General features: G+C 39.8%; 21 protein-coding genes and 1 pseudogene. 1 reads left to right on the plus strand and 21 read right to left on the minus strand.

Translation table 11 applies throughout. The annotated features are described in order from the left end of the window. Positions 1–7: 7 nt before the first annotated feature. The 14 genes and pseudogenes from HMPREF2867_RS06235 to HMPREF2867_RS06300 all read right to left on the minus strand — a co-directional run bounded on the left by HMPREF2867_RS06235 (position 8) and on the right by HMPREF2867_RS06300 (position 14,787). Positions 8–544 (minus strand): F0F1 ATP synthase subunit delta, encoded by a 537-nt coding sequence (locus tag HMPREF2867_RS06235; RefSeq protein WP_002885901.1) that lies wholly within the window; start codon positions 542–544, stop codon positions 8–10. Beyond that, positions 544–1,041, minus strand: coding sequence for a F0F1 ATP synthase subunit B (gene atpF / locus HMPREF2867_RS06240; protein WP_002886161.1), 498 nt, complete (start codon positions 1,039–1,041; stop codon positions 544–546). The genes HMPREF2867_RS06235 and atpF overlap by 1 nt, the downstream gene beginning before the upstream one ends. Before the next feature lie 20 nt (positions 1,042–1,061). Then, positions 1,062–1,769, minus strand: a complete 708-nt coding sequence (atpB, locus tag HMPREF2867_RS06245) for a F0F1 ATP synthase subunit A (RefSeq protein ID WP_038675470.1) — start codon at positions 1,767–1,769, stop codon at positions 1,062–1,064. Between the two features lie 32 nt (positions 1,770–1,801). Then, the gene (locus HMPREF2867_RS06250) at positions 1,802–1,999 is read right to left on the minus strand and encodes a F0F1 ATP synthase subunit C (protein WP_002886037.1); all 198 of its coding nucleotides are present in this window, start codon (positions 1,997–1,999) and stop codon (positions 1,802–1,804) included. Between the two features lie 510 nt (positions 2,000–2,509). Next, positions 2,510–4,921 carry a hypothetical protein gene (locus HMPREF2867_RS06255; protein WP_059749092.1) on the minus strand — a complete coding sequence of 804 codons (2,412 nt, stop codon included), beginning with the start codon at positions 4,919–4,921 and terminating at the stop codon, positions 2,510–2,512. A 70-nt stretch (positions 4,922–4,991) separates the two neighbouring features. Next, positions 4,992–7,642: pseudogene (locus tag HMPREF2867_RS06260) on the minus strand (valine--tRNA ligase). A 22-nt stretch (positions 7,643–7,664) separates the two neighbouring features. After that, positions 7,665–8,987, minus strand: coding sequence for an ABC transporter permease (locus HMPREF2867_RS06265; RefSeq protein WP_083306756.1), 1,323 nt, complete (start codon positions 8,985–8,987; stop codon positions 7,665–7,667). Continuing rightward, complete coding sequence (locus HMPREF2867_RS06270) at positions 8,987–9,547, minus strand: GNAT family N-acetyltransferase (RefSeq protein ID WP_070576478.1); 561 nt, start codon at positions 9,545–9,547, stop codon at positions 8,987–8,989. Before HMPREF2867_RS06270 ends, HMPREF2867_RS06265 begins: the two co-directional genes overlap by 1 nt. Further along, the gene (locus HMPREF2867_RS06275) at positions 9,534–10,112 is read right to left on the minus strand and encodes a flavin reductase family protein (protein ID WP_070576480.1); all 579 of its coding nucleotides are present in this window, start codon (positions 10,110–10,112) and stop codon (positions 9,534–9,536) included. The genes HMPREF2867_RS06270 and HMPREF2867_RS06275 overlap by 14 nt, the downstream gene beginning before the upstream one ends. 501 nt (positions 10,113–10,613) lie before the next feature. After that, on the minus strand, positions 10,614–10,817 hold the full coding sequence (locus HMPREF2867_RS06280; RefSeq protein WP_002886082.1) for a hypothetical protein: 204 nt from the start codon (positions 10,815–10,817) through the stop codon (positions 10,614–10,616). Between the two features lie 132 nt (positions 10,818–10,949). Beyond that, positions 10,950–11,567 (minus strand): PepSY domain-containing protein, encoded by a 618-nt coding sequence (locus tag HMPREF2867_RS06285; RefSeq protein WP_070576484.1) that lies wholly within the window; start codon positions 11,565–11,567, stop codon positions 10,950–10,952. A gap of 112 nt (positions 11,568–11,679) precedes the next feature. Continuing rightward, positions 11,680–12,564 (minus strand): EamA family transporter RarD, encoded by an 885-nt coding sequence (rarD, locus tag HMPREF2867_RS06290; RefSeq protein ID WP_037604151.1) that lies wholly within the window; start codon positions 12,562–12,564, stop codon positions 11,680–11,682. Beyond that, the gene (thrB, locus tag HMPREF2867_RS06295; RefSeq protein WP_070576487.1) at positions 12,557–13,417 is read right to left on the minus strand and encodes a homoserine kinase; all 861 of its coding nucleotides are present in this window, start codon (positions 13,415–13,417) and stop codon (positions 12,557–12,559) included. Before thrB ends, rarD begins: the two co-directional genes overlap by 8 nt. 83 nt (positions 13,418–13,500) lie before the next feature. Beyond that, positions 13,501–14,787 carry a homoserine dehydrogenase gene (locus HMPREF2867_RS06300; RefSeq protein ID WP_002890168.1) on the minus strand — a complete coding sequence of 429 codons (1,287 nt, stop codon included), beginning with the start codon at positions 14,785–14,787 and terminating at the stop codon, positions 13,501–13,503. 172 nt (positions 14,788–14,959) lie between these two features. Between HMPREF2867_RS06300 and HMPREF2867_RS06305 the strand changes: the two genes are divergently transcribed. After that, positions 14,960–15,838, plus strand: coding sequence for a polysaccharide deacetylase family protein (locus tag HMPREF2867_RS06305; protein ID WP_070576490.1), 879 nt, complete (start codon positions 14,960–14,962; stop codon positions 15,836–15,838). Positions 15,839–15,878: 40 nt separating this feature from the next. Here the strand turns inward: HMPREF2867_RS06305 and HMPREF2867_RS06310 are convergent, their stop codons facing one another. The 7 genes from HMPREF2867_RS06310 to ldcB form a co-directional block, all read right to left on the minus strand. Continuing rightward, the gene (locus HMPREF2867_RS06310) at positions 15,879–17,009 is read right to left on the minus strand and encodes an acetylornithine transaminase (protein ID WP_070576492.1); all 1,131 of its coding nucleotides are present in this window, start codon (positions 17,007–17,009) and stop codon (positions 15,879–15,881) included. Between the two features lie 3 nt (positions 17,010–17,012). Further along, a complete protein-coding gene (gene argB / locus HMPREF2867_RS06315) occupies positions 17,013–17,750 on the minus strand; it encodes an acetylglutamate kinase (protein WP_070576495.1) in 738 nt (245 codons plus the stop codon). A gap of 26 nt (positions 17,751–17,776) precedes the next feature. Then, entirely contained in the window at positions 17,777–18,970 is a 1,194-nt protein-coding gene (gene argJ, locus HMPREF2867_RS06320) for a bifunctional glutamate N-acetyltransferase/amino-acid acetyltransferase ArgJ (protein WP_070576498.1), read from the minus strand. Between the two features lie 28 nt (positions 18,971–18,998). Then, on the minus strand, positions 18,999–20,021 hold the full coding sequence (gene argC, locus HMPREF2867_RS06325) for an N-acetyl-gamma-glutamyl-phosphate reductase (protein ID WP_070576501.1): 1,023 nt from the start codon (positions 20,019–20,021) through the stop codon (positions 18,999–19,001). Between the two features lie 127 nt (positions 20,022–20,148). After that, a complete protein-coding gene (locus HMPREF2867_RS06330) occupies positions 20,149–21,330 on the minus strand; it encodes a pyridoxal phosphate-dependent aminotransferase (protein ID WP_070576504.1) in 1,182 nt (393 codons plus the stop codon). Between the two features lie 9 nt (positions 21,331–21,339). Continuing rightward, positions 21,340–22,122 (minus strand): carbon-nitrogen family hydrolase, encoded by a 783-nt coding sequence (locus HMPREF2867_RS06335; RefSeq protein WP_070576506.1) that lies wholly within the window; start codon positions 22,120–22,122, stop codon positions 21,340–21,342. A gap of 131 nt (positions 22,123–22,253) precedes the next feature. Further along, positions 22,254–24,661, minus strand: a 2,408-nt coding sequence (gene ldcB, locus HMPREF2867_RS06340; protein ID WP_176744100.1) for an LD-carboxypeptidase LdcB/DacB, incomplete at its 5' end; no start/stop codon positions are given.

Genomic DNA, 24,661 nt, shown 5'->3' on the forward strand with positions numbered 1-24,661 from the left:
CCACTTTCTATTTCAAATTCGTTTTAAAGGTTTGCAATTGACTGCGAATTGACGTGTCAACAACCTTATTTTTTGCTTTGATGACGAATCCTCCGATGAGGTCCTCATCAATTTTTTCTACTAAACGACGTGTCTTAATCTCAAATTTTTGTGAAACAATCGCCAAAAGTCGGGCTTTTTGTTCCTCAGACAAGGGACTTGCTGATGTCACTGTAACATCGTAAGTATTGTCTTCTTGATCAAAGAGCTCAAGGACCAATTTCAACACATCATAGAGAATGTTGGCACGGTCATTGAGTAAGATTACCTCAAGAAAATTGTTCATATACACTGAACAAGACTCTTGAAACAAGCTCAAACTTTCTTTTTTAGCTTCACTTGTCACATTTTCCTGCGACAAGAAGGTTTTTAGATTTGTTTCAGCAAAAACTGTTAGGATTTGCCTTACTTCTTCTTGGATTGTTGACACGGCGTCTTGTTCAAAAGCGACTTCTACCAGACTTCTGGCATACTGCTCAACAAGAGCTTGTGTTTTCTTATCCATTAAGCATCTCCTAATTGATCAAGATAGCTATCAATCAAGTCAGATTGCGCTTTAGCATCAAGGTTTTGTTTCATAACTTTTTCCGCCAAGAGGACAGTCAAGTCTGCAACTTCACCTTTAACGCCAGCAAGTGCTTCCACACGGCTTTGGGCGATGTCTTGATTTGCTTTTTCTTTCAAGCGTTTAGCTTCATCATGTGCTTCTGCAATGATTTTAGATTCTTGAGTTTTACCAGTTTCCTTGGCCCCATCAATAATTTGAGCCGCTTCAGTGCGAGCACCTGCTAACTCATCTTGACGTTTTTGTGCCAAGCTTTCTGCTTCTTGACGAGCATTTTCAGCACTATCAATATCTGTGGCAATTTTCTTTTCACGAGCAGCAAAGATTCCTGTAATTTGATCCCATGCGAATTTACGGATGAGGTAATACAAGAGAAAAACTGAGCCGAGTGTGATAATGATATTACCAAGTGTCGTACTATTAATCAGTAATGACATTTCATTTCTCCCTTTCTTAATTATTCTTCGTTGACTTTATCACCAATATAGTTTGAACTTAGGATAATAAAGACATAGGATTGGATAAAGCCGATAAAGGCTGAAAAGGCAACCCAGACAAGGTTCAAAGCAAAGGATACAGGTGCTGCAAAAGCAGACCATGTCACCAATTTAAGAATCAAGCCAGTAAGTACCTCACCAGAATAAATGTTACCAAACAAACGCAAGGCCAATGAAGCAAGGTTGGTTAATTGTTCCAAAATGTTCATTGGGAGCATAGCTGGGTATGGTGAAAGGTAGCCTTTTAGATAGCCTTTAAACCCTTTTTTACGGATCCCCTCAATATGACTAATGAGGGTAATAATCAAAGAAAGAGTGATAGTAACACCGAAGTTCGATGTTGGAGAAGTCCAAAAATTGTAATGCTCACTTTTTACAGACACAAGCAAACCTAAGTTGTTTGCTGTAAAAACAAAGGTGAAAATTACAAACAAGAGCAAACTATAATTCTTCGTGAATTTCCCAAGATTTTGAGAAATGGTACTGTTCACAAACTCATAGATGAACTCAAGCACATTTTGTTTTCCCTTTGGTTTAATGGTCATCTTACGACTTGACCAAAAAACTACTCCAAAAACGATAATTACTGTCAAGAGAGACATGGCAAGGACAGTCAAGTCAAAATCAATCCCAAATAATGAGACGGTTGGATTACTTGTAGTTTCCACTGCTCATCCCTCCTTCATCTTTTATTTGTCTATTAGACAATGTAGCTAAGGGCAAACAATACGAAGAAGGTACCTTCGATAAAGGCAACACCAGTAAACATCAATGTTTGAAGTTTGCTAAACATCTCAGGTTGGCGAGCCGCAGCTTTAGCGATATTGGCAACGAGGATACCCTCACCAAGAGATACACCCATAACGGCCAAACCGAGGGCTAAGATAGTTAGATTCATAGTAGAATTCTCCTTTTTAATTATTTTTACCCTGCTATTTTAGTCCTATTTTCCACGAAAGTCAATGAATTGACGGTTTTTTAGACGTTTTCACTGACTTTGCCTAACGTTTTCATTTTACTTACACAAGCGTTTACTTTTAATGAAAAACTTTCTGCTTATTTCATAAAAACAAGCCTAACCTTGTGAGATTAGACTTGTTTGGGAGATTTATGAAAAAAGAAAGATACACTGTCTGACTTAAAACCAGAACATGTGAGCGCTACCGAACGACGTTCAGTAATACTTATTAGGATGGTCATAGTATAGCTTGGGTTGCTTAAAGAAAGCTGAAGGGAAGATATTTTATTTATTTTTTACTTGGTTAGATATTCCAGTCAGAATTTCAGAGCGTCAATATATTTTTTTCAGAGCAGCAACAAGTTCCCAGTCTTTTAGATTTGTAAAATAGTCAAATTAATACATATATTACTTGAATCTTGATCCCAATCTCTTGAATTTCCTTGTACATTAAAAGAAATATCGTATAGTCTCTAATGCCTTTCTATACTCTCTTACGTTGACAAAAACTTTATTTAATTCTCCATTAGTAACCAGCTGTTCATTTTCAAAAAGTTCAATTGCTTTTTTTATAGTTCTATGCATTGTACCATTCTTAAATATGTTACAAATTTCTTGATTAATATTTACAATTGATTTGTAATAGTCTTTATGGTCACGTAAATATTCCCCAGATTTTCCACTTAAACCATTCAATTCACCCAATATTAATAATTTACTTATTAATTTGTAAGCATTAATTTCCAAAGATGCCTCTTCCTTATCCTGCACACGACTTTTTTTACTGTCTATAATTCCTATATCATAAATTGAAACTGGATGTATAAAATTTAATCTCTTATATTGAATATCAGAAATTTCATCAAGTTCAATTATATAGGAATTTGTTTTATACAACAGGTCATATTTTCTAAGTTTTATTGATAAAGAATTATCATAACTATCTTTTAATAAAATATATGATGATAGCCCACTATTGTTTCTCAATATTCTTACTAGTGAACTTGCCACTGCTTCAATTGGTATATTCAAAGAATCAATAATACGGTCGATTTCTCTATTACTTCTGTAAACATCCTCTTCCCTGTTCAATTTATACATTAAGAATAATATTTTAAAAAGAGAATTCATGGACTCAAATAGATATTGATTATAATTTTCTATAATATGTTTTAAAATAACACCAGAGTATAACGAACTATTTTCTTGATCAATAATCAACTCACTAGAATAGTATGAAAAACTAATATCTTTACTAACCAAACTTCTAAAGAATTTAGCCCAGTCAATATACTCAACCAGTACTTCCCATTTATGTTCTTCAATTTCAAAAAAATATCTTTCTAAAATTCCATCGTCTTTGAAAGTTAAGAGTTCTCTTGTACTTCTTAAAGTTTCTTCAACGATATTCTTAAAGTACTTCTCGCTCTTCTCTGATTTAATAATGTCAAATTTGACATCAAATAAATATTTTAATACGCTATCATCAGATAACACATACTTTTGGGGATTACTTCTATTTAAACCTCTCAGGGGTAATTGAGTCATTTCATTATATTTCAATAATTCTTCATTACAAACTTTGTTTATTTTAAGAATATGTTCAAAAACATTAATATCTTCATCCAAAGATTTAATTAGAACTGCATAACTACGAGACTCTAATTCTAAATGTCTTATATACTCCCACTTACCATAAATAAAACTCTTAAAAAAAGAAAAAAAAGCTAAGTAAAACATACTTAAATCACTATTATTCAGTTCAAAATATCTATCTCTGCAATTTTTTTCATCATAGTGAAACCTCGACTTTACAAAATTTATTATTTTAATATAAATGGAAAGAGATAAACTATCTAGCTTTGAATAAATCGAGCCATATAAATTTTTTTCATTAAATCGTTCTACCTTTAAAAAAACATACAAATACTCTTTAATATTTTCATTATCTAAATTACAAAGTTCTTTAGTAAGTTTATTTCTTATGCTTTTATCTATATATGTGCTACGTCGTTTGAAACCGGACCAAAAAAACTCAATGTATTCTTCTTGGATGTTCCTTGACATATTAATTTTTAAGTTATCATCTTGACTATTTTTTATCAATAAAGCCACTCGAATTATATAGAGACTCCTTTGAAGAAGAAAAATATAAATAATTAATAAGAAAAAATACCCAGACTGCCATAGAATTGAAAGTTCTTTATCAAGGCCAAAATCTAACTTTACAATAATAGGTATTAAAACCATAGAAAAAAGAATACATATGAAAATTTTAGTTTGGGTAATATGATACCAGATTGACTTTTTTATTAGATAGTTAGTCTTACTCCTTCCTAAGTACTTATCGGAAGAAAAATCGCTTGTTAGGTACTGTAAAAATCCAATATAAATTCCATACATACTTAAAATGGCGACTACAAATCCTAGAATTTCTATACTACTTCTAGTACTCAGATTGATTACTCCAATTGGAATCTTAAAATCAAACAATAACCTTCCATTATTTATCTGAATCCACACTATGAAAAAAAATAATATTCCAAATATAAACTCTAACAGTTCTTCATTAGATTCATCTTTTAAACGCTCATGGATATAGGTAAAAATTCTAACAGTATTTTGGGGTAAAATCTGCTTTAACCCCTTATATATATAGGGAATCGACATGATTACAAAATAAACAAATACTATCCATTGTATAAACGAATCTAAAAACACTAACTTTGAGTAAGCTATCTGACCTGATAAATAGATAAAATAAAAAAACACGATTATATCATGGAACTGAAAATAATTCTCCTTTGATTTGCCTATTAGCCATAAAAATATAATAAAAAATAAAACAATTAACTCAACCATACACCCTCCAATATAACTTTTATGCTACTCATTATACCAAAAAACACGGCATTCCACCGTGTCTCTTTCTTTATTTAACCAACTTCTTCATTTCTTCAATACGTACGACTGTTGCATCGTATTTAGCTTGGTAATCTTCTTGTTTGTCGCGTTCTTTTTGGACGACTTCTGGTTTGGCATTGGCTACGAAGCGTTCGTTGCTAAGTTTTTTACCAACCATATCGAGTTCTTTTTGCCATTTGGCCAATTCTTTTTCAAGGCGGGCCAATTCTTCTTCGACATTGAGGAGGTCAGCGAGTGGCAAGTAGATTTCTGCACCTGTGATGATGCTTGACATAACCAAGTCAGGTACTTCGACATCTGCTGCAATTTCCAAGTGTTCTGGATTTGTGAAGCGTTTGATGTAGTTGACGTTGTCATTAAAGAAGGCATCAAGCTTACTGTCGCTTGTCTTGATCAAGATAGTGATTGGCTTGCTTGGTGCTACGTTCACTTCTGCACGTGAGTTACGTACCGTGCGAATCACGTCTTTAAGAGATTCAACGCCAGCTGCAGCTTCTTCATTTTCAAACTCTGGACGAACCGCTGGGTATTCCGCAGTCACAATCGTTTCTTCAGAGATTTGACCGTAGATTTCCTCAGTCACGAATGGCATGATTGGGTGAAGGAGACGCAAGATTTGATCCAAAGTGTATAGAAGGACAGAACGAGTGATGACTTTTTCGTCCTCATTGTCGCTGTAAAGCACTTCCTTAGTCAACTCAACATACCAGTCCGCAAACTCATCCCAGATGAAGTTGTAGAGGATGTGACCAGCCACACCAAATTCGAACTTGTCAAAGTTCTCAGTAACTTTTCCAATGGTTTCATTGAGGTTGTGGAGAATCCAACGATCTGTAACGTTTCCTGCTTGACCAGCAGCCACTTTAGCTACATTTTCACGCGCTACATCCAAGGTCAAACCTTCATTGTTCATAAGGATATAGCGAGAGATGTTCCAAATCTTGTTAATGAAGTTCCAAGAAGCATCCATTTTCTCGTAAGAGAAGCGCACGTCTTGACCTGGTGCAGAACCGTTTGAAAGGAACCAACGAAGGGCATCGGCACCATATTTCTCGATAACATCCATTGGGTCAATCCCGTTACCGAGTGATTTAGACATCTTACGTCCTTGCTCGTCACGGATAAGACCGTGGATAAGGACATTCTTAAATGGTTGGCGTCCTGTGAACTCCAATGATTGGAAGATCATACGAGACACCCAGAAGAAGATGATGTCGTAACCAGTAACCAAGGTTGACGTTGGGAAGTAACGTTTGAAGTCTTCTGCTTCCACATCAGGCCAACCCATAGTTGAGAATGGCCAAAGGGCAGAACTGAACCAAGTGTCCAAGACGTCTTCGTCTTGTTTCCATCCATCACCTTCTGGTGCTTCTTCACCAACGTACATTTCACCCTCAGCATTGTACCAAGCTGGGATTTGGTGACCCCACCAGAGCTGACGTGAGATAACCCAGTCATGGACATTTTCCATCCATTGAAGGAAGGTATCGTTGAAACGAGGTGGGTAGAATTCTACCTTGTCATCTGTGTCTTGGTTGGCAATGGCATTCTTAGCCAATTGGTCCATCTTAACAAACCATTGTGTAGACAATCGTGGTTCAACTGGCACACCTGTACGCTCTGAGTGACCAACTGAGTGAGTCATTTTCTCGATTTCGACAAGAGCACCGATTTCTTCCAATTTCTTAACAACGGCCTTACGTGCTTCAAAGCGGTCCATACCGTTGAATTCAGCAGCCAATTCATTCATAGTACCATCATCGTTCATGACGTTGACTTGTGGAAGGTTATGACGTTGACCAACTAAGAAGTCGTTAGGGTCGTGGGCCGGAGTGATTTTAACCACTCCAGTACCAAATTCAGGATCTGCGTGTTCATCGCCAACGATTGGGATAGGTTTGTTCAAGATTGGCAAGATAACATTTTGACCAATCAAATCTTTATAACGGTCATCATTTGGATTAACGGCTACAGCAGTATCCCCAAACATGGTTTCAGGACGAGTTGTTGCCACCTCAAGAGCACGTGAACCGTCTTCCAACATATAGTTCATGTGGTAGAAGGCACCTTCAACATCCTTGTGAATAACCTCGATATCAGAAAGAGCTGTACGGGCTTTGGATCCCAGTTGATGATAAATTCACCACGGTAAATCCAACCTTTTTTGTAAAGTTCTACAAAAACCTTACGAACCGCTTTTGACAACCCCTCGTCAAGGGTGAAACGCTCACGAGAGTAATCCACTGAAATCCCCATCTTGCCCCATTGTTGCTTGATGGTTGAGGCATACTCGTCTTTCCATTCCCAGACTTTATCAAGGAATTTTTCACGACCAAGGTCATAACGAGAAATGCCGCTTTCAGCCAAACGAGCTTCAACCTTGGCTTGGGTAGCAATCCCAGCATGGTCCATACCTGGAAGCCAAAGCGTATCAAAGCCTTGCATGCGTTTTTGGCGGATGATGATATCCTGCAAAGTTGTATCCCAAGCGTGACCAAGGTGAAGTTTACCAGTTACGTTTGGTGGTGGAATGACGATAGAATAAGGCATAGCCTTTTTATCGCCTGACGGCTTGAAAACATCTTCGTCAAGCCATTTTTGATAACGACCAGCCTCAACCTCGGCTGGATTGTATTTAGGTGAAAGTTCTTTAGACATGTGTGTGTCCTTTCTAAATAATCTAATTAAAATATCTATTTGAAGTCTCTATATAAAATCTCCGTATTAAATATACCATTAATCTACTGAGTCCATAAGCAATAACCATTGAAATTAGCAAAATAATAGCTGAAACCAAAATACCTAATGTGAAATTTGAAGATGACTCTTTACCAATTAAAGAAACAAGAAAGACTTTGAAAGTATTAACTTGTTCTATTTGATTATCTTTTACTAATTGTTTCGTTGATATGGAGGAAACTATATTGAACACGAATAATGTATTAAAACTCATTATTTGCAGCCAATAAAGATGTTTCTTCATAGCAGGAGTAGGAGATTTTGAATGACCTCCGGGTATTATGTTATTAATTTCCCCTATAAAAACAGGTAATAACATAGGTAAAAACCATGTTAAAATACCAATCAAATCACTTTCAATCTGATCTAAAAGAACCAAAAAGGTCGATAATAAACCCCAAAGTAACCAATTTGATTTCACTACTTCTTTATCTTCACCGCCTCTGTCAATATCCTCAATGACATAAGTCCAGAAAAATACGGTAAAAGACATAAGTATCAAAAAAGTAATTAAAACTGTAATAAACGAATATTTTCCAGCTTGAAACAAAGTTGAAGTATATAGACAAATAGATACAAAAGATATAAAGTAGGTTTTAATATTTATATTCCAAAATACATTTTCAGATGGAATAGATATACTGTTTTGTTTTTTATAATTCCTAACAGCCAAATATCCTCTGAAAAAGGGGATAAGAAAAAATAGTATTATTAATAATAAAACTATAAGAATAGGTTCGACAACATCCTGAGGAACATTTAACTTCTCAAGAAAATTATCTATGTTCTTTCCCCACGTTTGACCAATGAATTTTAAAAGGAAATATAATCCAATAAAAGAAGAATCAAAGAGATTCAAAACACAAAAAGTATTTCTACTTTTCTGAATATATTCTTTAACTCCTTTAAACTTACTTTCAAACAATAAAATATAGATTATTGGTAAGAATAATTGAAAAACAGCAAAAATAATAAGTAAGTTCTTAAAACATCGAAATAATATATCAGTTGCACTGATTAATAGTATGAACACAAACCAATAAACTCTTTTAGCTAAATTTATTGGTAATCTGTTTAAACTGATGCCATACCATAATATTAAGATTCCTATAAAACCTTCTAATATCCAAATAGGAGATATAGGTAAATAATTATTTGGAACTAAAGATATTAAATAACCAATAGATAGTAAAAATGATAAAGAAAATAATAAGATTGGAACTAAAGCTATGACGTATGAAAGTATTTTTTTTATTATATTCATTATTTCTCCTCCCACTCACTTCTCAGCAAGCCATATATCAGACTGTCACAGCGTTTGCCCTGGGCATCTTTACGGTCTCTTATACGAGCTTCGAGAGTGAAACCAAGCTTCTCTGCAACTCGTTGACTTTGAACATTGTAGCCAAAGCAAATCAGTTCAATCTTGTGAAGCCCCAATTCTTGAAAGCCTAGGTCAATCAAGGCTCGCGCTGCTTCTGGCACATAACCTCGACCCCAATAGTCTGGGTGCAAGATATAGCCAATCTCCAACACATCATCTTCGTGGCGATGGTTGAAATCAACAGAACCGATGACCGTATCCGTCCCTTTGACCACAATGCCGTAACCAGCTGGGAGGTCGTCCTTTTGATTGCGCTCAGGAAGGATATGCTCTAGGTAATAGATTTCGTCTTCCAAGGTCTTGACGGGTGGAAAACCTGCTGGGTAGGAGACTTCTGGACGACTGGCAAAGTCAAAGATTGCCTCTGCATCCGCCAATGTACGATTTCGTAAGATGAGTCGCTCCGTTTCGATTCGTTCTGGCAACTCAGCTCTTTTCATCCCTCTTCCTCGCTTTCTTGATAAAGCTTCCCATGGGGTCGACACGATTATCTAGATAGCGATAGACACGTTTATGACCATCTCCCATAAAGTAAGTCGGTGCAAAAGAATCATTACGGAAGTGTCCCTTGTCATCTAACAAATCAGATTCCGCAAGGCGGTCTAGGATCTTAGCAAAGATATGGCAGATGCCATCTTCCTCAATAATTCTGTCGACCTCACAATCCAGAACGACTGGACAGGCATTCAGGATAGGTGCTTGTGTCAAATCAGAAGGTTGAAAATCTATGCCGAGTTTAGCAATCTTCTCACGATGACTAATAAATCCAGCCTGCTCCATCTCCAGCATAAAACTTTCATCAGGAATATTCACTGTGAACTTCTGATAATGTTTAATCTGGTCTGCCGCATTTTCCTCACTACCGACCCCTATAACGAGCCAATCTCCTAGACTATAAGAAGAACTACAAGTCGTCACATTATAGCCATAGGTCTGGTCCTGGTAACCCAAGATAAAAATGGGAAAACCATAGTACAATTTACTGGTCTTAAAAGATTGCTTCACGTCACCCTCCCTTGATAGGAACGTAGACCTCGCTTTCGCTCCGTCTGCATCAATATCTCTAAATTCACCTGCGACCTTCGGTCTTGGTTCTTTAAAAGCTATAAAAAATCCCTGCCATAACCATGACAGGGACGAATATGTATCCGCGGTACCACCCAGTTTTGAGTGGTAACCACTCACAGCTTTCTTGATTCAATTTGACCATCAGCAACCAGCTTTGACATTTGTGCGGATTTCTCAGTACCACCGCTTCCTGTGACAAATGGGCTTCAAAGCACCTCTGAATGGTCTTATTTTATCACAATTTTAAGACCAAGACAAATGAAATTGTAAGGAGACGTTGAGATAAGAAACCCAAAAGGTATCAAATCTCGATTGGACTAATAATGTGATCATGAAGCTTAAAGGAGAACTTCTAAACTCCAAACTTATCGTGTGAAAGGAAGATAGAAAAATGTGTCCTCACAAGAAAAATCCCTGTCTTTCGACAAGGATTTCATCTTATTTTTCTTCCTTAGCTCTTTCTTCTTTTAGCCATTTTTCATAGCTTTCGAGTAGATTGATAGCCATTTGGGTTGCCAAGGCTAGTGAGAAGGCTTCTGTACCTTCAGTTGTTTCGTCTTGGACTTCCAATTTACTTTCTTCGTAAATGGCTTTGAGAGCCTTATTGCTAAGCGTGTCTTTAAATGCTTGGAATTCTTTCATGGTCAAAGCCTCCTTGATTCTACGGCAAGATCTACAGCTACTGTTACCGTTTTCACTTTTAGTTTACACCATTTCAGAGAAATTGCAAGAATTTTCCTTAATAATAAAGAGGGCCTTCACTCTATCTGCGACCTACTGAGCAGGAGTCGCAGCCCCTGTGAGATACTCAGTCGTATAGGCTACGATAGCTCCCGAATCAGCATTTACTGCGTATTTATAACGTAGACCGCTAGCAGCATAGTCAAAGCTGATATTGTAGACCTTACCATCTCCTTCAGTCTTCAATTCCGTTTTCAAGTTTGTCACAGAACCTTCAGCTAGGCCAGCATGGTTAAGAGCTGTTGTTTGCGCAGTCTCTTTTGATACAGCTGTCTCTTCCTTGCTTTCACTAGGTTGAGTCTCGTCTTTAGGTTCTTCACCTTTTTGAGCGTCATCCTCATCCTTAGTTGTTGGATGGTCACTCTTATGTTTCAAAATAGATCCTGACTGACCATCAATTGTATACTCAAAATGGTTGTCTGACGTTGTGAAACTAATCTCATAACTTCCGTGAAGCCCAGAACGTGCTTTCGAAACTGTTGATTGAGAAATCTCAGAAGTTTTGACACCTGCATTTTTGTAAGCAATGTCTGCCGCATCTTGTTCTGACAAGCGATAACCTGAACCGTTAAAGATAAACAGGCCTGCAGCGATGGCAACTGGGATAGCGAGCAGAAGCAGATAGCCCGCTAGCTTTTTCATTTTTCGCATAAAATTCTCCGCTATTTTAATCTAATACTACTATTATATCTTAAAGTTCTAAAATTGTCAGATAAACTTGGCTCATTTTTAGGACAACATCATAAAAAGTTCCCGATAGCTATCAGGAACTTCTACGAAATGTTACTATTTGGCCAGTTACAAAGACTAGTATGGCCATCCAGATAAAGAGGAAGCCTTTCAACTCTCCAAAGCTGACCGTCTCACCAAAAATGAGGATGGCTACGAGAAGTTGAATCGTAGGATTAAGATACTGGATGAAACCAATAAGGTTAAGCGGTGCCCTTTTGACTGCTTCTGAGAAGCAAAGCAATGGAACAGCCGTCACCACACCGGATATGGCTAGGAGAAACATTTCCATGCTCGAATAGGAAGAAAATGATTCTGGAGAAAAGAAAACGAGATAGATAGCTACAAAAGGTAGTAGCAAGCCGCTTTCTACTAGCATGGCTACGTCACTGGAGAGTCTAACCCCTTTTTTGATTAGACCATAGAAACCAAAGCTCAGAGCTAACCCCAATGAAACCATGGGAAGTTTTCCTGTATTGGCAACAAGAACCAGTACTCCTATAAAGGCCAATACTACTGCTGCCCACATGGTCCTACTCAATGATTCACGAAGAAAAATGAGGGCAAACAGGATAGAAACAATAGGCATAATGTAATAGCCCAGGCTAGCCTGCGTCGCTTGACCATGACCCACAGCATAGATATAAATCAACCAGTTAGCTGCTATGAGAAAACTAGCAAGTAGCATACGAAGCAAGGCTTTCTTATCTTGCCAAAGTTCTACAAGCTCCTTTTTGAAACGTGTATTTTGCTTAGCGACTAGGGCGTAAGTCAGCATAGTCACCACTGTAAAAACAATCCGCCACGAGAAGGTGTTGTAAGCCGAAACACCTGCTAAAAGCTTCCAAAAAAGGGATAAAAATCCCCATTGAATATAGGTGGCTAGACCAAAGAGTAGCCCTTGATTTTTTCTAGTCAACCACAACACCTGCTTTATCCACAGACAGGATGAAGGTTTCACCATCTAAACCAAGACCATCGATAGCCGTTTTAAGAGCTTCAGCCTGATCATTTGGCGTCAAGGTCATAACTGTTGGGCCAGCGCCTGAAAGATAGGTCGCATAAGCACTGTATTGACCTGACAATTCCTTAATAGTCGCAAATTCTTTAACCAATTTTTGACGGTAGCGTTCGTGGAACATATCCCCTTGAATAGCATGTCCCGCCTTAACCAAATCGCCTGCAAAGAGGGCAGCAATGGCAACGTTTGCAATAGATGATGCAGCTACAGCTTCTTTGTAAGACAGGTCACTTGGAAGTACCCCACGTGAATCAGACGTCTTAAGTTCATAGCTCGGAATGAAGGCTACAAAGGCACACTCTGGAAAGTCTGTCACGATGCTATTAACTTGTTCATCCACATAAGAGGCTACAACGAGATTCCCAAAAATAGCTGGGGCAACATTGTCCGGATGACCTTCAATCTTGGTTGCAATATCAAGTTTATCATCGTCTGAGAGCTGCAAGTCTGCCAATTGATTGGCCAACTCGATTCCTGCGACAATAACAGAACTTGAAGAACCTAGCCCACGCGCTAAGGGAATATCTGATGCCATCACCAATTTATGGGGCTGCAAATCAGACTTAACTTGCAAGGCAGTTGAAATGAGGAGGTTATTTTCATCTGAAGGAATATCTCCCAAATCATGTTCAATATGCCATGCATCGGCTGGTTCAAGCACCTCGATTGTCAAATATTTAGAAACGGCAACACCCACAGAATCAAAACCTGGACCAATATTGGCAGATGTTGCTGGAACAGTAATTTTCATAATAATACACCAAAAGGAGGAAAGCCATCAGCGACTTTTCTCCTTGAATACCTTTCTTATACGCACCAGTATGGGCTTATCAATTAGTTAGACAAAACTTTCAATGTGTTGACAACAGTGAAGTCTTCTGCTGCTTCAAGTTTTTCAGTAACAGCTTTGAGTTGTGTCTTAGACATAGCATGTGTAATCACAACGATACGAGCTGTTGTGCCATTTGCTTTTTGTTGCAAGACTTGTTCAAATGAAATATCTTCTGAGTTGAAGATTTCAGACAAGTGAAGGATTTTACCTTTTTCGTCTGGCGTATCAAGGGCAAAGTAGTAGTTGCTCTTAACATCTGCTGGATTAGCCAATGGCAAGTCACGACGGAACTCGTTAAATGGTTTACCAACATTGCCATCTGAAAGACGACGAGCAATACGGATAATATCTGCCAAAACAGATGTTGCTGTTGGTTTTTGACCAGCACCTGGACCGTAGTACATTGATTCGCCAATACCGATAGATTCAACAAAGACTGCATTCATGACATCGTTAACGCTAGCAAGTGGGTGATTTTTTGGCAAGAATGTTGGGGACACTTCTGCTGAGATACCTGATTCTACTTCACGCACATCACCAACCAATTTGATAACATAACCCAATTCTTGAGCAACAGCTACATCATCAGTAGAGATGTTTGTAATCCCCTTGTGAGTCACATCGTCGAAATCAATTGTGGCACCAAATCCAAATTGGCTAAGGATAACAGCTTTATAAGCAGCGTCAATACCTTCAACGTCGTTAGTTGGATCACTTTCGGCATAACCAAGTTCTTGGGCAGTCTTAAGAGCGTCCTCATATGACCAACCTTCGTCAACCATCTTAGTCATCATAAAGTTAGATGTTCCGTTGAGTACACCAAGGATACGTGTCACCTTGTCAGACGTCAAAGAGTTAGCCAAAGTACGCAAAATCGGAATACCACCAGCAACAGCAGCTTCATAGTAGAAAGCCACTCCCTTATCTTGGGCAAGAGAAATCAACTCTTTTCCATGAGTAGCAATCAAGTCTTTATTGGCAGAAACAACGTTTTTACCTGCTTCAAGTGCTTTTGTGATGAAGGTACGAGCTGGCTCGATACGACCCATCAATTCAACAACGATTTGAATCTCTTCATCGTTAAGGATTTCGTCAACATTTGTGACAAAATTGTAGTCGTTTCCGGCAGCGATAAGACGATTTTTTTCCTCGTCATCTTTAACCAAAACTTTGGCAATTTCGAGTTGGTCACGTGAGGCTGCAAGAACCTTTTCACCATTTTCCTTCAAGAGGAAAGGAATACCGCTAGCTACTGTACCAAAGCCAAGCAATCCAATTTTAATAGACATTTACGATTTCTCCTTAAAAACATACATTTTTTTAATTGTACCACATTTCTATCGGAATTGACAGAATATTGTTGCCATTTAAGGAGGCAAGTATTCTTTTTACTGAAAATTCTGTGCATTTCCATCCCATTTTTGTTAGAATAATAACTAGACCTATTTGAAAGGGGATACAATGACTTCTCAAAAGAAAAAAACAACTCAAGCTAACAGAAAGAAACTGAACCTTCTTCTGCTTTTCCTAAATATTGTCCTTCTTGGCTTACTAGCAGTCTTTATGCTTAACCGACCAAATCAGTCGAAAAGCAAGCAACAACAGGCTCAGACCAGTCAGTCTAAGACGACAGCTAAATGGAAAACCTATGACGAACCTGTCCAAATCCCTATCCTAATGTATCATGCGGTACACGTCATGGATCCATCTGAAGCCTCCAACGCCAACCTTATCATTGACCCAGACCTCTTCGAGGCACAAATCAAGGCTTTGTCAAAGGCAGGATACTACTTCCTAACGCCTGAAGAAGCCTACAAAGCCTTCACTGAAAACGCCCTACCTGCTAAGAAGGTTGTCTGGCTGACCTTTGATGATGGTAACGAAGATTTCTATACTATCGCCTACCCTATTCTCAAAAAATACAAGGCTAAGGCAACCAATAATATTATCACTGGCTTTGTCAAGAAAGGGAACGCTGGAAATCTTACCGTCAAACAGATGAAAGAAATGATGGCTCACGGTATGAGCTTCCAGTCTCATACGGTTAACCACCCCGATTTGTCAACCACTGATAAGGCGACACAAAAGGTTGAATTAACGGATTCTATTGACTTCCTTGAAAATAAACTCAATACCAAGGTCAATACCATTGCCTACCCATCAGGTCGCTACAATCAAACGACACTTGACCTAGCTAAGAAAACTTACAAGTTAGGACTAACAACCAACGAAGGGCTAGCCAGTGCCAAGGATGGTCTTCTCTTACTTAATCGTGTCCGTATTCTGCCAACAACAACAGCTAAAGGACTTCTCAGCGAGATTGATACTGACAATGAGTAAAAGAAATCACTTGATTCAAGAATCAAGTGATTTTTATGTTCTAGTCAAATATTTCTGATAGGATAGCCACACCCTTTTCAATTTCAGCATCACTTAGGGTGATTGGTGGCAAAAGACGAATCACGTTTGTCCCTGCAGTTAAGACAATTAACCCCTTATCTCGAGCCGACTGGACCAATTCTCCTAAATTGCCAGTAGTCTCAATCCCAATCATATAGCCCAAGCCACGTACAGTGGTAACCGTCTCTTTATCAGATAAAGCTGCCTGCAATTTTGCTTGTAGCTGGTTTCCATTTTCAAGGGCAGTATCTAGAAAACCTGGGACCAACATAACTTCAAGCGTAGCTTTGGCCGCCGCCATAGCCAGTTTATTTCCTCCAAAGGTAGAGCCGTGACTTCCGTAAGAGAAGGCTTCTCCAAGAGATGACTTAGCAAGCATGGCACCAACTGGCACCCCATTTGCCAAACCTTTTGCCAGAGTAAAGATATCTGGTTCAATATCGTAGTGCTCATAAGCATAAAGCTTACCAGTACGACCAAGTCCTGTCTGAACCTCATCTACAATAAGATAAATACCCATCTCCTTACAAAAGTCAGCCAAAGCCTTAACAAAGTCCTTATCAGCAGGTTGAACACCTGATTCCCCTTGAACCAACTCCAACATAATAGCCGCTGTTTCGTCACTAGCTAGGGCCTTGACACTGTCTATGTCATTGAAAATAGCATAGCTAAAGTGGGGCACACCTTCACCAAAACCTTGTTTGATTTTATCCTGACCAGTGGCAGACATGGATCCAAACGTTCGACCATGGAAGGAATTTTGGAAGGTAATGATTTCTTGTTTACCTGAAGCCTTACGGGCAATTTTGATGGCTGCCTCATTGGCCTCTGCACCACTATTACAGAAAAAGGCCAGATAGTCCTTATCACCAATTAAAAGGTCAGCAACATCTTCTTGCAACTGATTGTGATAGAGATTAGGCTGATGCAAAATCTTGCCCACCTGCTCTGTCAAAGCCTGATTGACATGGGGATGATAGCCCAGATTGGTTACCCCGATACCTGATGAAAAATCCAAGTAGGTCTTGCCAGTTGTATCTGTCAAATAATTGCCCTGAGCCGAAGCGAAATCAATCGCTGCCCGTTTATAATTTGAAAATAATTTTGTCATCGTTTACTCCTTGATTATGGTACCATCTGTCAGGTTATCACCAATAATGACCTGCTCAACACCAGATTCAACCGTCTGAACAGCACTTTGAATTTTAGGAATCATGCCCCCAGTAATCACACCTGAATCTATTTTTTTCTGAACGTCCACAAGATTCAGATGCTCCAAAACTTGTCCATTCTCTAAAACACCCTTGACATCTGTCATAAGGATAAGTTTTTTGGCACCTAGACTAATTGACATAGCTCTAGCAAGGTAATCCGCATTGATATTGAGCAAATCTCCCTGCTCACTATAGCCCAAGCTAGGAATCAAGGGAATCTTGCCTTGAGATAGGAGTTTCACTAAGGTCTGATTGGTGATGTTTTTGACTTCACCCACAAAGCCATAGGTCTCTTGATCTAAGAAATCAGCATGAACAAGGTCTGGCAATTCATCAACAAGCTGATAGGCTGGCAAACCTGCAGTTGTCAGCTCACCTGCTAAGTTTTTCCCAACTATGTCAACCAAGGCTTCTTTAATCAAGGCCATATCTGACTGACCAGTCACACGAAGACCATTAACCTTATGAATTGGGATGTCATGTTCCTCCATGAGTTGGTTGATAGCAAAACCACCCCCATGGACGATAACAACTTTCTGACCAGCCTGCTGCCATTCTGACAGTTTAGCCAATATCTCGGGAGTTAGCTGTTTACTGGCTACTCCACCAATCTTGATTACAATATATTCAGCAGTCATCAGTTAACTCCTTTTCCTTAGATAGTCTAAGTGTGATAGAGGGCATTAATCTTAACGTAATCGTAAGAAAGATCACAACCCCAAGCGGTTCCTTTTTCATGTCCAGCATGAAGATCTACCGTAATGGTCACTTCATCCTCATGCATGATGTCTTTCATTTCCTCATCATCAAAGGTCACAGGACTAGATGCTAGCATGACTGGCAGACCGCCAAGCATAATATCAACATTGTCCACAGGAACGTCCACACCGGCATAGCCAACAGCAGCTAGAATACGTCCCCAGTTAGGATCTTCACCAAAGATAGCTGTTTTAACTAAGCTTGAACCGACAACAGATTTTGCCATCATACGTGCATCAAGGGCATTAGGGGCATTAACCACATCAACTTGGATGAGTTTATTGGCACCTTCACCGTCCTTGGCAATTTTCTTAGCCAATTCTTGCATCACGAAATTAAGCATTTTTGAAAACTTATCAAACTCTGGTGTACCTGGCAGAATCTCTTCATTGAGCGTGCAACCATTTGACATGACAAGAACCATATCATTGGTCGAAGTATCCCCGTCAACTGTAATCTGATTAAAGGTTTTTTCCACATTTTGACTCAAGGCCAATTGAAGGGTGTCACTAGAAATATTGGCATCACAAGTAATAAACCCAAGCATGGTTGCCATATTAGGGTGAATCATGCCTGAGCCCTTAGCGACACCAGCCATAGTGACCACATCACGTCCAAAGGTCTCCGTCACAGCAATAGTCTTAGTCGCCGTATCAGTCGTCAAAATTGCCTTAGCAAAATCATCAGCATTACCATTAACCACCAACTTGGAAAGGCCATTTTTCAAGGTATCCATTGGTAGCAACTCACCGATAACCCCTGTAGAAGCCACACCAACCAAATCTGGTTCAACACCTAACTTTTCAGCGGTCCACTCCTGCATGGTGTAAGCATCCTCCAATCCTTGAGTCCCTGTACAAGAATTGGCTACACCTGAGTTAACAACGATGGCCTTCATTTTCCCAGCCTTTTTAACTGAGGTCTTGGTCACAATCAGAGGAGCTGCAATCACCTTATTAGTCGTGTAAACCCCTGCGACACTGGCTGGTTTTTCAGAGACAATCCAACCAAAATCCATTTTTCTCTTTTTAAATCCTGCATGTAGCCCATCTGCTGAGAATCCCAACGGGCTGGCAATTGTTCCTTCAATGACTTTCATATTTTTTCTCCTAACTCTATGCTTACATCTACAAGTATGACGGTGTCAGAAGCAAACCTTCCGTCTCATCCCACCCCTGCATGAGGTTGAGATTTTGAACCGCTTGACCAGCAGCACCCTTGAGCAAATTATCAATGACCGAAATAACTGTCAGAACATTGGTTTTCTCATTATAGGCAAAGCCAATATCTGTAAAATTCGATCCAATAACGTTGTGTAGTTCTGGCAAACTGTCTTGCACACGTACAAAGGGTTTATCACTATAAGCCTTTGTGAATGCTGAAGCTACATCAGCTACAGTCACGTCCTTCTTTAACTTACAATAAACCGTAGCCATGATTCCACGATTAACGGGTAAAAGCGACGTTGAAAACTGAATCTCAGGCATTTCCGGATTAAAGACCTGCAAGGTTTGAACAATCTCAGGAATATGCTGATGATGATTGAGTTTATAAGTCACGTAATTATCGTGAACATTGACAAAATGACTAGACTCACTCAAAGCCTTACCCGCACCAGTTAAACCAGACTTAGCATCCACAATGACACTCTCCGTCTCAATCAAACTAACTGCCACCAAAGGAATCAAGGCTAACTCTGTCGCTGTCGCATAGCATCCAGGATTGGCAATAAATTTCTTATCCTTCACATCTGCATATTCTGACAATGCGTATGTAAATTTATTCAAAACACTCTGCTTAGCAGGTGATTTTTTATACCATTCTTGATAAACATCTGCTGGCAAGCGATGATCGCCAGACAAATCAATAATAGGAAAATCAGCCAGAACAAATTCCTCTGCTAGCGAACTAGCGACTCCTGAAGGTGTGGCAAAGAAAACCAAATCCGCCTTTTGCATAATCTTTTCCGCATTGTAAGCTTCAATTTCTAAGTCACAAACACCTGTCAGATAGGGATACACATCAGACAATCGTCGGCCCACTTCTTTGGTTGCGTGAATAGAAACAAGTTCCACTTTTTTATGATTATTCAAAATTTTAACTAACTCTAAACCACTATAACCAGTGATACCAACGATTGAAATTTTCATTTATGCACTCCTTTTGAATAAATATGTAACTAGTTTATTGTATTTTTATTCATTTGTCAAGGAAGAATTGAAATTAACATGAAAAAAACAAGCAGTCTTTTTCAACTACTTGTTTCATGATTGTTATCTAGTTATTAAATAATTGCAAGTTGGCAATACGATTGACTGCTTCGACCAGACGTTCTGGCTCTACCAAAAGCCCAATACGAACATAAGCATCTCCTGCAGGACCAAATCCTTTACCTGGTGCCACAGCAACATGGGCCTTCTCAAGCAAAAGATCCGCAAAACTCTCACTAGTGTAACCCTCTGGTACAGGCATCCAAGCATAGAAAGAACCTTTGGATGGAAAGGCCTTCCAGCCAATCTTAGCAGCTGCCTGGACAAAAGCATCTCGACGGCTATCATAAGTCGCATTCAGTTGAGCAACAGCCTCCTCAGATTTAGGATCTAAGAGGGCTGCAATCCCAGCCTCCTGCAAGGCAGGAAAGATTCCCACAAAAAGATGGTCTTGAATCAGATTTAAGGCTTCAATCATCTGGTCATTCCCAGCAGCAAAGGCCAAACGCCAACCAGCCATATTGAAGGTTTTCGAGAAAGTATAGAACTCAATTCCCACATCTTTAGCACCAGGTGTTGATAAGAAGCTAGGATTCTCATAGCCTCGATAGCCCAAAGCTCCGTAAGCCAAATCACTCACCACACCAACTTCGTAGGTCTTAGCCCAGGCAACCAACTTTTCATAAAAGGCCTTAGTCGCCACAGCACCCGTAGGATTATTTGGATAATTGATATAGATAAACTTAGCATGCCGAGCTGTCTCTTCAGGAATGGCATCCAAATCTGGCAAGAAATCATTTTCAGCCGTCAAAGGAAAGGTCTCATAGGCTACACGTCCTAGACTCACTCCTGATAAATAATCAGGATATCCTGGGTCAGGTAGGAGCAGGAGGTCACCTGGATTCATCAAAGCTAGGGGCAATTCCACAAGCCCAATTTTAGCACCTCCCATGACACAAATCTCACGCTCCGCATCCAAATCGACCCCATACTGTTTCTTGTAAAAACTAGCAGCAGCTTCCTTAAAAGGACGATTGCCTCGAAACTGTGAATACTTATGGCTAGCAGGATTTTTCGCTGAGGTACAAAGCGCCTCAACAATATGGTCATAGGTCGGTTGGTCAGGATTGCCCTGACCGAGATTGATAACATCTGCTCCTTCCGCCACCTTTGCATTAACTTTAGCAACCAAACCTGCAAAAAACTGTTCTGGCAATGCCTTCAATAAGTCAGATTCTTCAAATAACATAAACACTCCTTAATGATACAAGTCCGTGCGACGATCCTCAAAAACAGGAATCTGACCTCGAACCTTATCTACCTCTTCAAGATTAATATCAGCTGTAAAAACGCCCTCCTCATTCTCCTTGGTTTGTAAGACCACATTTCCAAGTGGATCTATAACCATAGAATGTCCTGAAAAGATATCGTTCGGTCCTGCTCCAACACGATTGACAGCAACTACAAAAGCTTGATTTTCAACCGCACGCGCCTTTAACAAAATCTCCCATTGCTGCACTCGAGGTTCCGGCCACTGCGCTACCACAAAAAGTACCTTGGCGCCTTGTGCCATCTGTGTTCGCACCCATTCAGGAAAACGGATATCATAACAAATGACACTGGCAGCTATCACACCATCAAGCTCAAAAACAGACTCATTCGACCCAGCAGACATGTACTGGTCCTCTGCCATAAGGCCAAAGAGATGGGCCTTGCTATAGGTATTGATTAAGTCCCCAGACTTATTGTAGACATAGGTCGTGTTGTAGAATTTACCATCTTTCTCAATAGCAACGGACCCTCCAATAATAGCTACAGCATATTTCCTAGCAAAATGAGACAAGAGTTCTTGAGAGTCCAATCCATCCTTATCCGCAAGCCCATCAAGTTCATTTAAAGCATAGCCTGTATTCCACATTTCAGGAAGCACAATAACATCAGGATTGTGATCAAGCGCCCTTTCCAGCATCTCTATGACGTGTTTTTTATTTTCCACAGGTTGTCCGTGAACGACATCCATCTGTACCAACGCGATTTTCATAATAACCTCGATTCTATATTAACCATTATAGCACTCCAAAAGACGTCACAAAAATTGAAAAATTCAATCTCATGATAAAGAAAGGCTATCAAAAAAGGCTGGACATAATGTCCAACCTAATCATTATTACACTAAGCAATATCAACGTAACGACGAGCACCGCTCACTGTCATGTATGAAAGCCATGTGTGACCGTCCGCTGTCAAAACCTTATCGTAGTTAACGCTCATACCCTTATCATAGTAAGCCAACTCTGGGCTTGAAACCTTGGCTTCTGCCTTAATTGACGCACGACCTGTGAAGGTATAACGGCCTGATTCTGGGAGACTTGGTTTATCGGCTGGCTTAGCAACGGGTTTTGTTTCTGGTTTAGCTTCCGCCTTGGCTGCTGCAATATCAACATAACGACGAGCACCACTTGTTGTCACGTATGAAAGCCATTGACGACCATCGGCTGTCAAAACCTTGTCGTAGTTAACGCTCATACCCTTATCATAGTAGGCCAACTCTGGGCTTGAAACCTTAGCTTCTGCCTTAATTGACGCACGACCTGTGAAGGTATAAGTGCCTGATTCTGGCAGACTTGGTTTATCCGCTGGTTTAGCAACCGGTTTAACTTCTGGTTGACTTGCTGGCTTAGACTCTGCCTTGGCTGCTGCAATGTCAACGTAACGACGAGCACCACTTGTTGTCATGTATGAAAGCCATTGACGGCCATCGGCTGTGAGAACCTTATCGTAGTTAACGCTCATACCCTTGTCATAGTAGGCTAATTCTGGGCTTGAAACTTTAGCTTCTGCCTTGATTGACGCACGACTTGTGAAGGTATAAGTGCCTGACTCTGGGAGACTTGGTTGGTCCGCTGGTTTAGCAACCGGTTTAACTTCTGGTTTAGTTTCTGTAGCTTTAACTGTTGCAATATCAACGTAACGACGGGCACCGCTTGCTGTCATGTATGAAAGCCATTGATGACCATCGGCTGTCAAAACTTTGTCATAGTTAACACTCATGCCCTTGTCATAGTAGGCCAACTCTGGGCTTGAAACCTTAGCTTCTGCCTTGATTGACGCACGACCTGTGAAGGTATAAGTTCCTGTCGCTGGAAGGTTGATGGCACCTGTAGTGGCTGGTTTGCTTTCAGCAGGTTTGCTGCTAGTAGCATAATCGCCACCTTCGATACCAAAGTACTCTTCCAAGCTCAATCCTGAATCGTGGATGTCTTTAGCTTCTTTACCCACATAGCGGATGTGCCATGCTTCTGGCATGTAGCCGGTTGAAGCTTCTTTACCTGCTTGGAAACGCACGATAAAGCCATAGTTATGTGCATTGTCTTTAAGCCATTGACTAGCTCGTGAATCTTCAAGCAAGTTACCTGATTTATCAGTCAAGTCAAAGACCAAACCAGTTTGGTGTTCGCTGAACCCAGGACGAGCTGAGTAACGGTCCGCAGCTGCTTGACCATCACGGCTTACGTAGTTATCGTAAAGAGTCTTTTGATAATCGTAAGAACGGAAACCACTGTATGAACGTCCAACATTCAACCCTTGATTAATCATATCATCACGAAGGCGAACAAAAGCTGCCTTAGCTGTAGGATTTTCACCTGGATTGTAGTCCTTAGAAAGACCATGCTTCTTATTGACAATGATAATATCATCGTATTTACCACGAACACTGTAGTAAGAACCGTTATTGGTCAATTTCCCTGTCACTTGAGTTTCAGTGATTTGAGGGACTGTAGCTTTAGTTTCTGTGATATAGGTTCTCTTACCATCCAACATATAGTAAAGATGCACAGAATAAGTACCCGCATCACCCTTATGGCTAGCTGTATCTACATGAACCTTATAGCTACCGTCTGACTGTTTGTCAGCATGATACCAAGCGAGATCGTCTTGGCCATTCTTATCTGACCAGATTGGAACACGGGCTTCTTTAACTTCTTTGCCACCACCTGAAACATTGGTAACGACTACATCAAAGCCATTAGAGGTTTGGTTGGTAATCGTCAATTTTCCTGTTACTTGAGATCCAGGTACTGTAGCTGTAGTTTCGGTAATATAAGTTCGCTTACCATCCAACATGTAGTAAAGATGCACAGAATAGGTACCAGCATCACTCTTATGGCTGGCTGTATCTACATGAACCTTGTAGCTACCGTCTGATTGTTTGTCGGCATGATACCATGTAAGGTCGTCTTGGCCATTCTTATCTGACCAGATTGGAACACGGGCTTCTTTAACTTCTTTGCCACCACCTGAAACATTGGTAACGACTACATCAAAGCCATTAGAGGTTTGGTTGGTAATCGTCAATTTTCCTGTTACTTGAGTTTCAGGGACTGTGGCTGTAGTTTCGCTAATATAAGTTCGCTTACCATCCAACATGTAGTAAAGATGCACAGAATAGGTACCAGCATCGCCCTTGTGGCTGGCTTTATCTACATGAACCTTGTAGCTACCATCTGACTGTTTATCAGCATGATACCAAGTGAGATCGTCTTGACCATTCTTATCTGACCAGATTGGAACACGGACTT

The sequence above is a fragment of the Streptococcus sp. HMSC064H09 genome, from assembly GCF_001812625.1.
Lineage (GTDB): Bacteria > Bacillota > Bacilli > Lactobacillales > Streptococcaceae > Streptococcus.

What these genes read in the sequence shown, in the direction of transcription:
- HMPREF2867_RS06235 (WP_002885901.1), bottom strand. Translation starts at nt 544, where the DNA reads ATGGATAAGAAAACACAAGCTCTTGTTGAGCAGTATGCCAGAAGTCTG.
- atpF (WP_002886161.1), bottom strand. Translation starts at nt 1,041, where the DNA reads ATGTCATTACTGATTAATAGTACGACACTTGGTAATATCATTATCACA.
- HMPREF2867_RS06250 (WP_002886037.1), bottom strand. Translation starts at nt 1,999, where the DNA reads ATGAATCTAACTATCTTAGCCCTCGGTTTGGCCGTTATGGGTGTATCT.
- HMPREF2867_RS06255 (WP_059749092.1), bottom strand. Translation starts at nt 4,921, where the DNA reads ATGGTTGAGTTAATTGTTTTATTTTTTATTATATTTTTATGGCTAATA.
- HMPREF2867_RS06265 (WP_083306756.1), bottom strand. Translation starts at nt 8,987, where the DNA reads ATGAATATAATAAAAAAAATACTTTCATACGTCATAGCTTTAGTTCCA.
- HMPREF2867_RS06270 (WP_070576478.1), bottom strand. Translation starts at nt 9,547, where the DNA reads ATGAAAAGAGCTGAGTTGCCAGAACGAATCGAAACGGAGCGACTCATC.
- HMPREF2867_RS06280 (WP_002886082.1), bottom strand. Translation starts at nt 10,817, where the DNA reads ATGAAAGAATTCCAAGCATTTAAAGACACGCTTAGCAATAAGGCTCTC.
- HMPREF2867_RS06285 (WP_070576484.1), bottom strand. Translation starts at nt 11,567, where the DNA reads ATGCGAAAAATGAAAAAGCTAGCGGGCTATCTGCTTCTGCTCGCTATC.
- thrB (WP_070576487.1), bottom strand. Translation starts at nt 13,417, where the DNA reads ATGAAAATTACTGTTCCAGCAACATCTGCCAATATTGGTCCAGGTTTT.
- HMPREF2867_RS06300 (WP_002890168.1), bottom strand. Translation starts at nt 14,787, where the DNA reads ATGTCTATTAAAATTGGATTGCTTGGCTTTGGTACAGTAGCTAGCGGT.
- HMPREF2867_RS06305 (WP_070576490.1), top strand. Translation starts at nt 14,960, where the DNA reads ATGACTTCTCAAAAGAAAAAAACAACTCAAGCTAACAGAAAGAAACTG.
- HMPREF2867_RS06310 (WP_070576492.1), bottom strand. Translation starts at nt 17,009, where the DNA reads ATGACAAAATTATTTTCAAATTATAAACGGGCAGCGATTGATTTCGCT.
- argB (WP_070576495.1), bottom strand. Translation starts at nt 17,750, where the DNA reads ATGACTGCTGAATATATTGTAATCAAGATTGGTGGAGTAGCCAGTAAA.
- argJ (WP_070576498.1), bottom strand. Translation starts at nt 18,970, where the DNA reads ATGAAAGTCATTGAAGGAACAATTGCCAGCCCGTTGGGATTCTCAGCA.
- argC (WP_070576501.1), bottom strand. Translation starts at nt 20,021, where the DNA reads ATGAAAATTTCAATCGTTGGTATCACTGGTTATAGTGGTTTAGAGTTA.
- HMPREF2867_RS06330 (WP_070576504.1), bottom strand. Translation starts at nt 21,330, where the DNA reads ATGTTATTTGAAGAATCTGACTTATTGAAGGCATTGCCAGAACAGTTT.
- HMPREF2867_RS06335 (WP_070576506.1), bottom strand. Translation starts at nt 22,122, where the DNA reads ATGAAAATCGCGTTGGTACAGATGGATGTCGTTCACGGACAACCTGTG.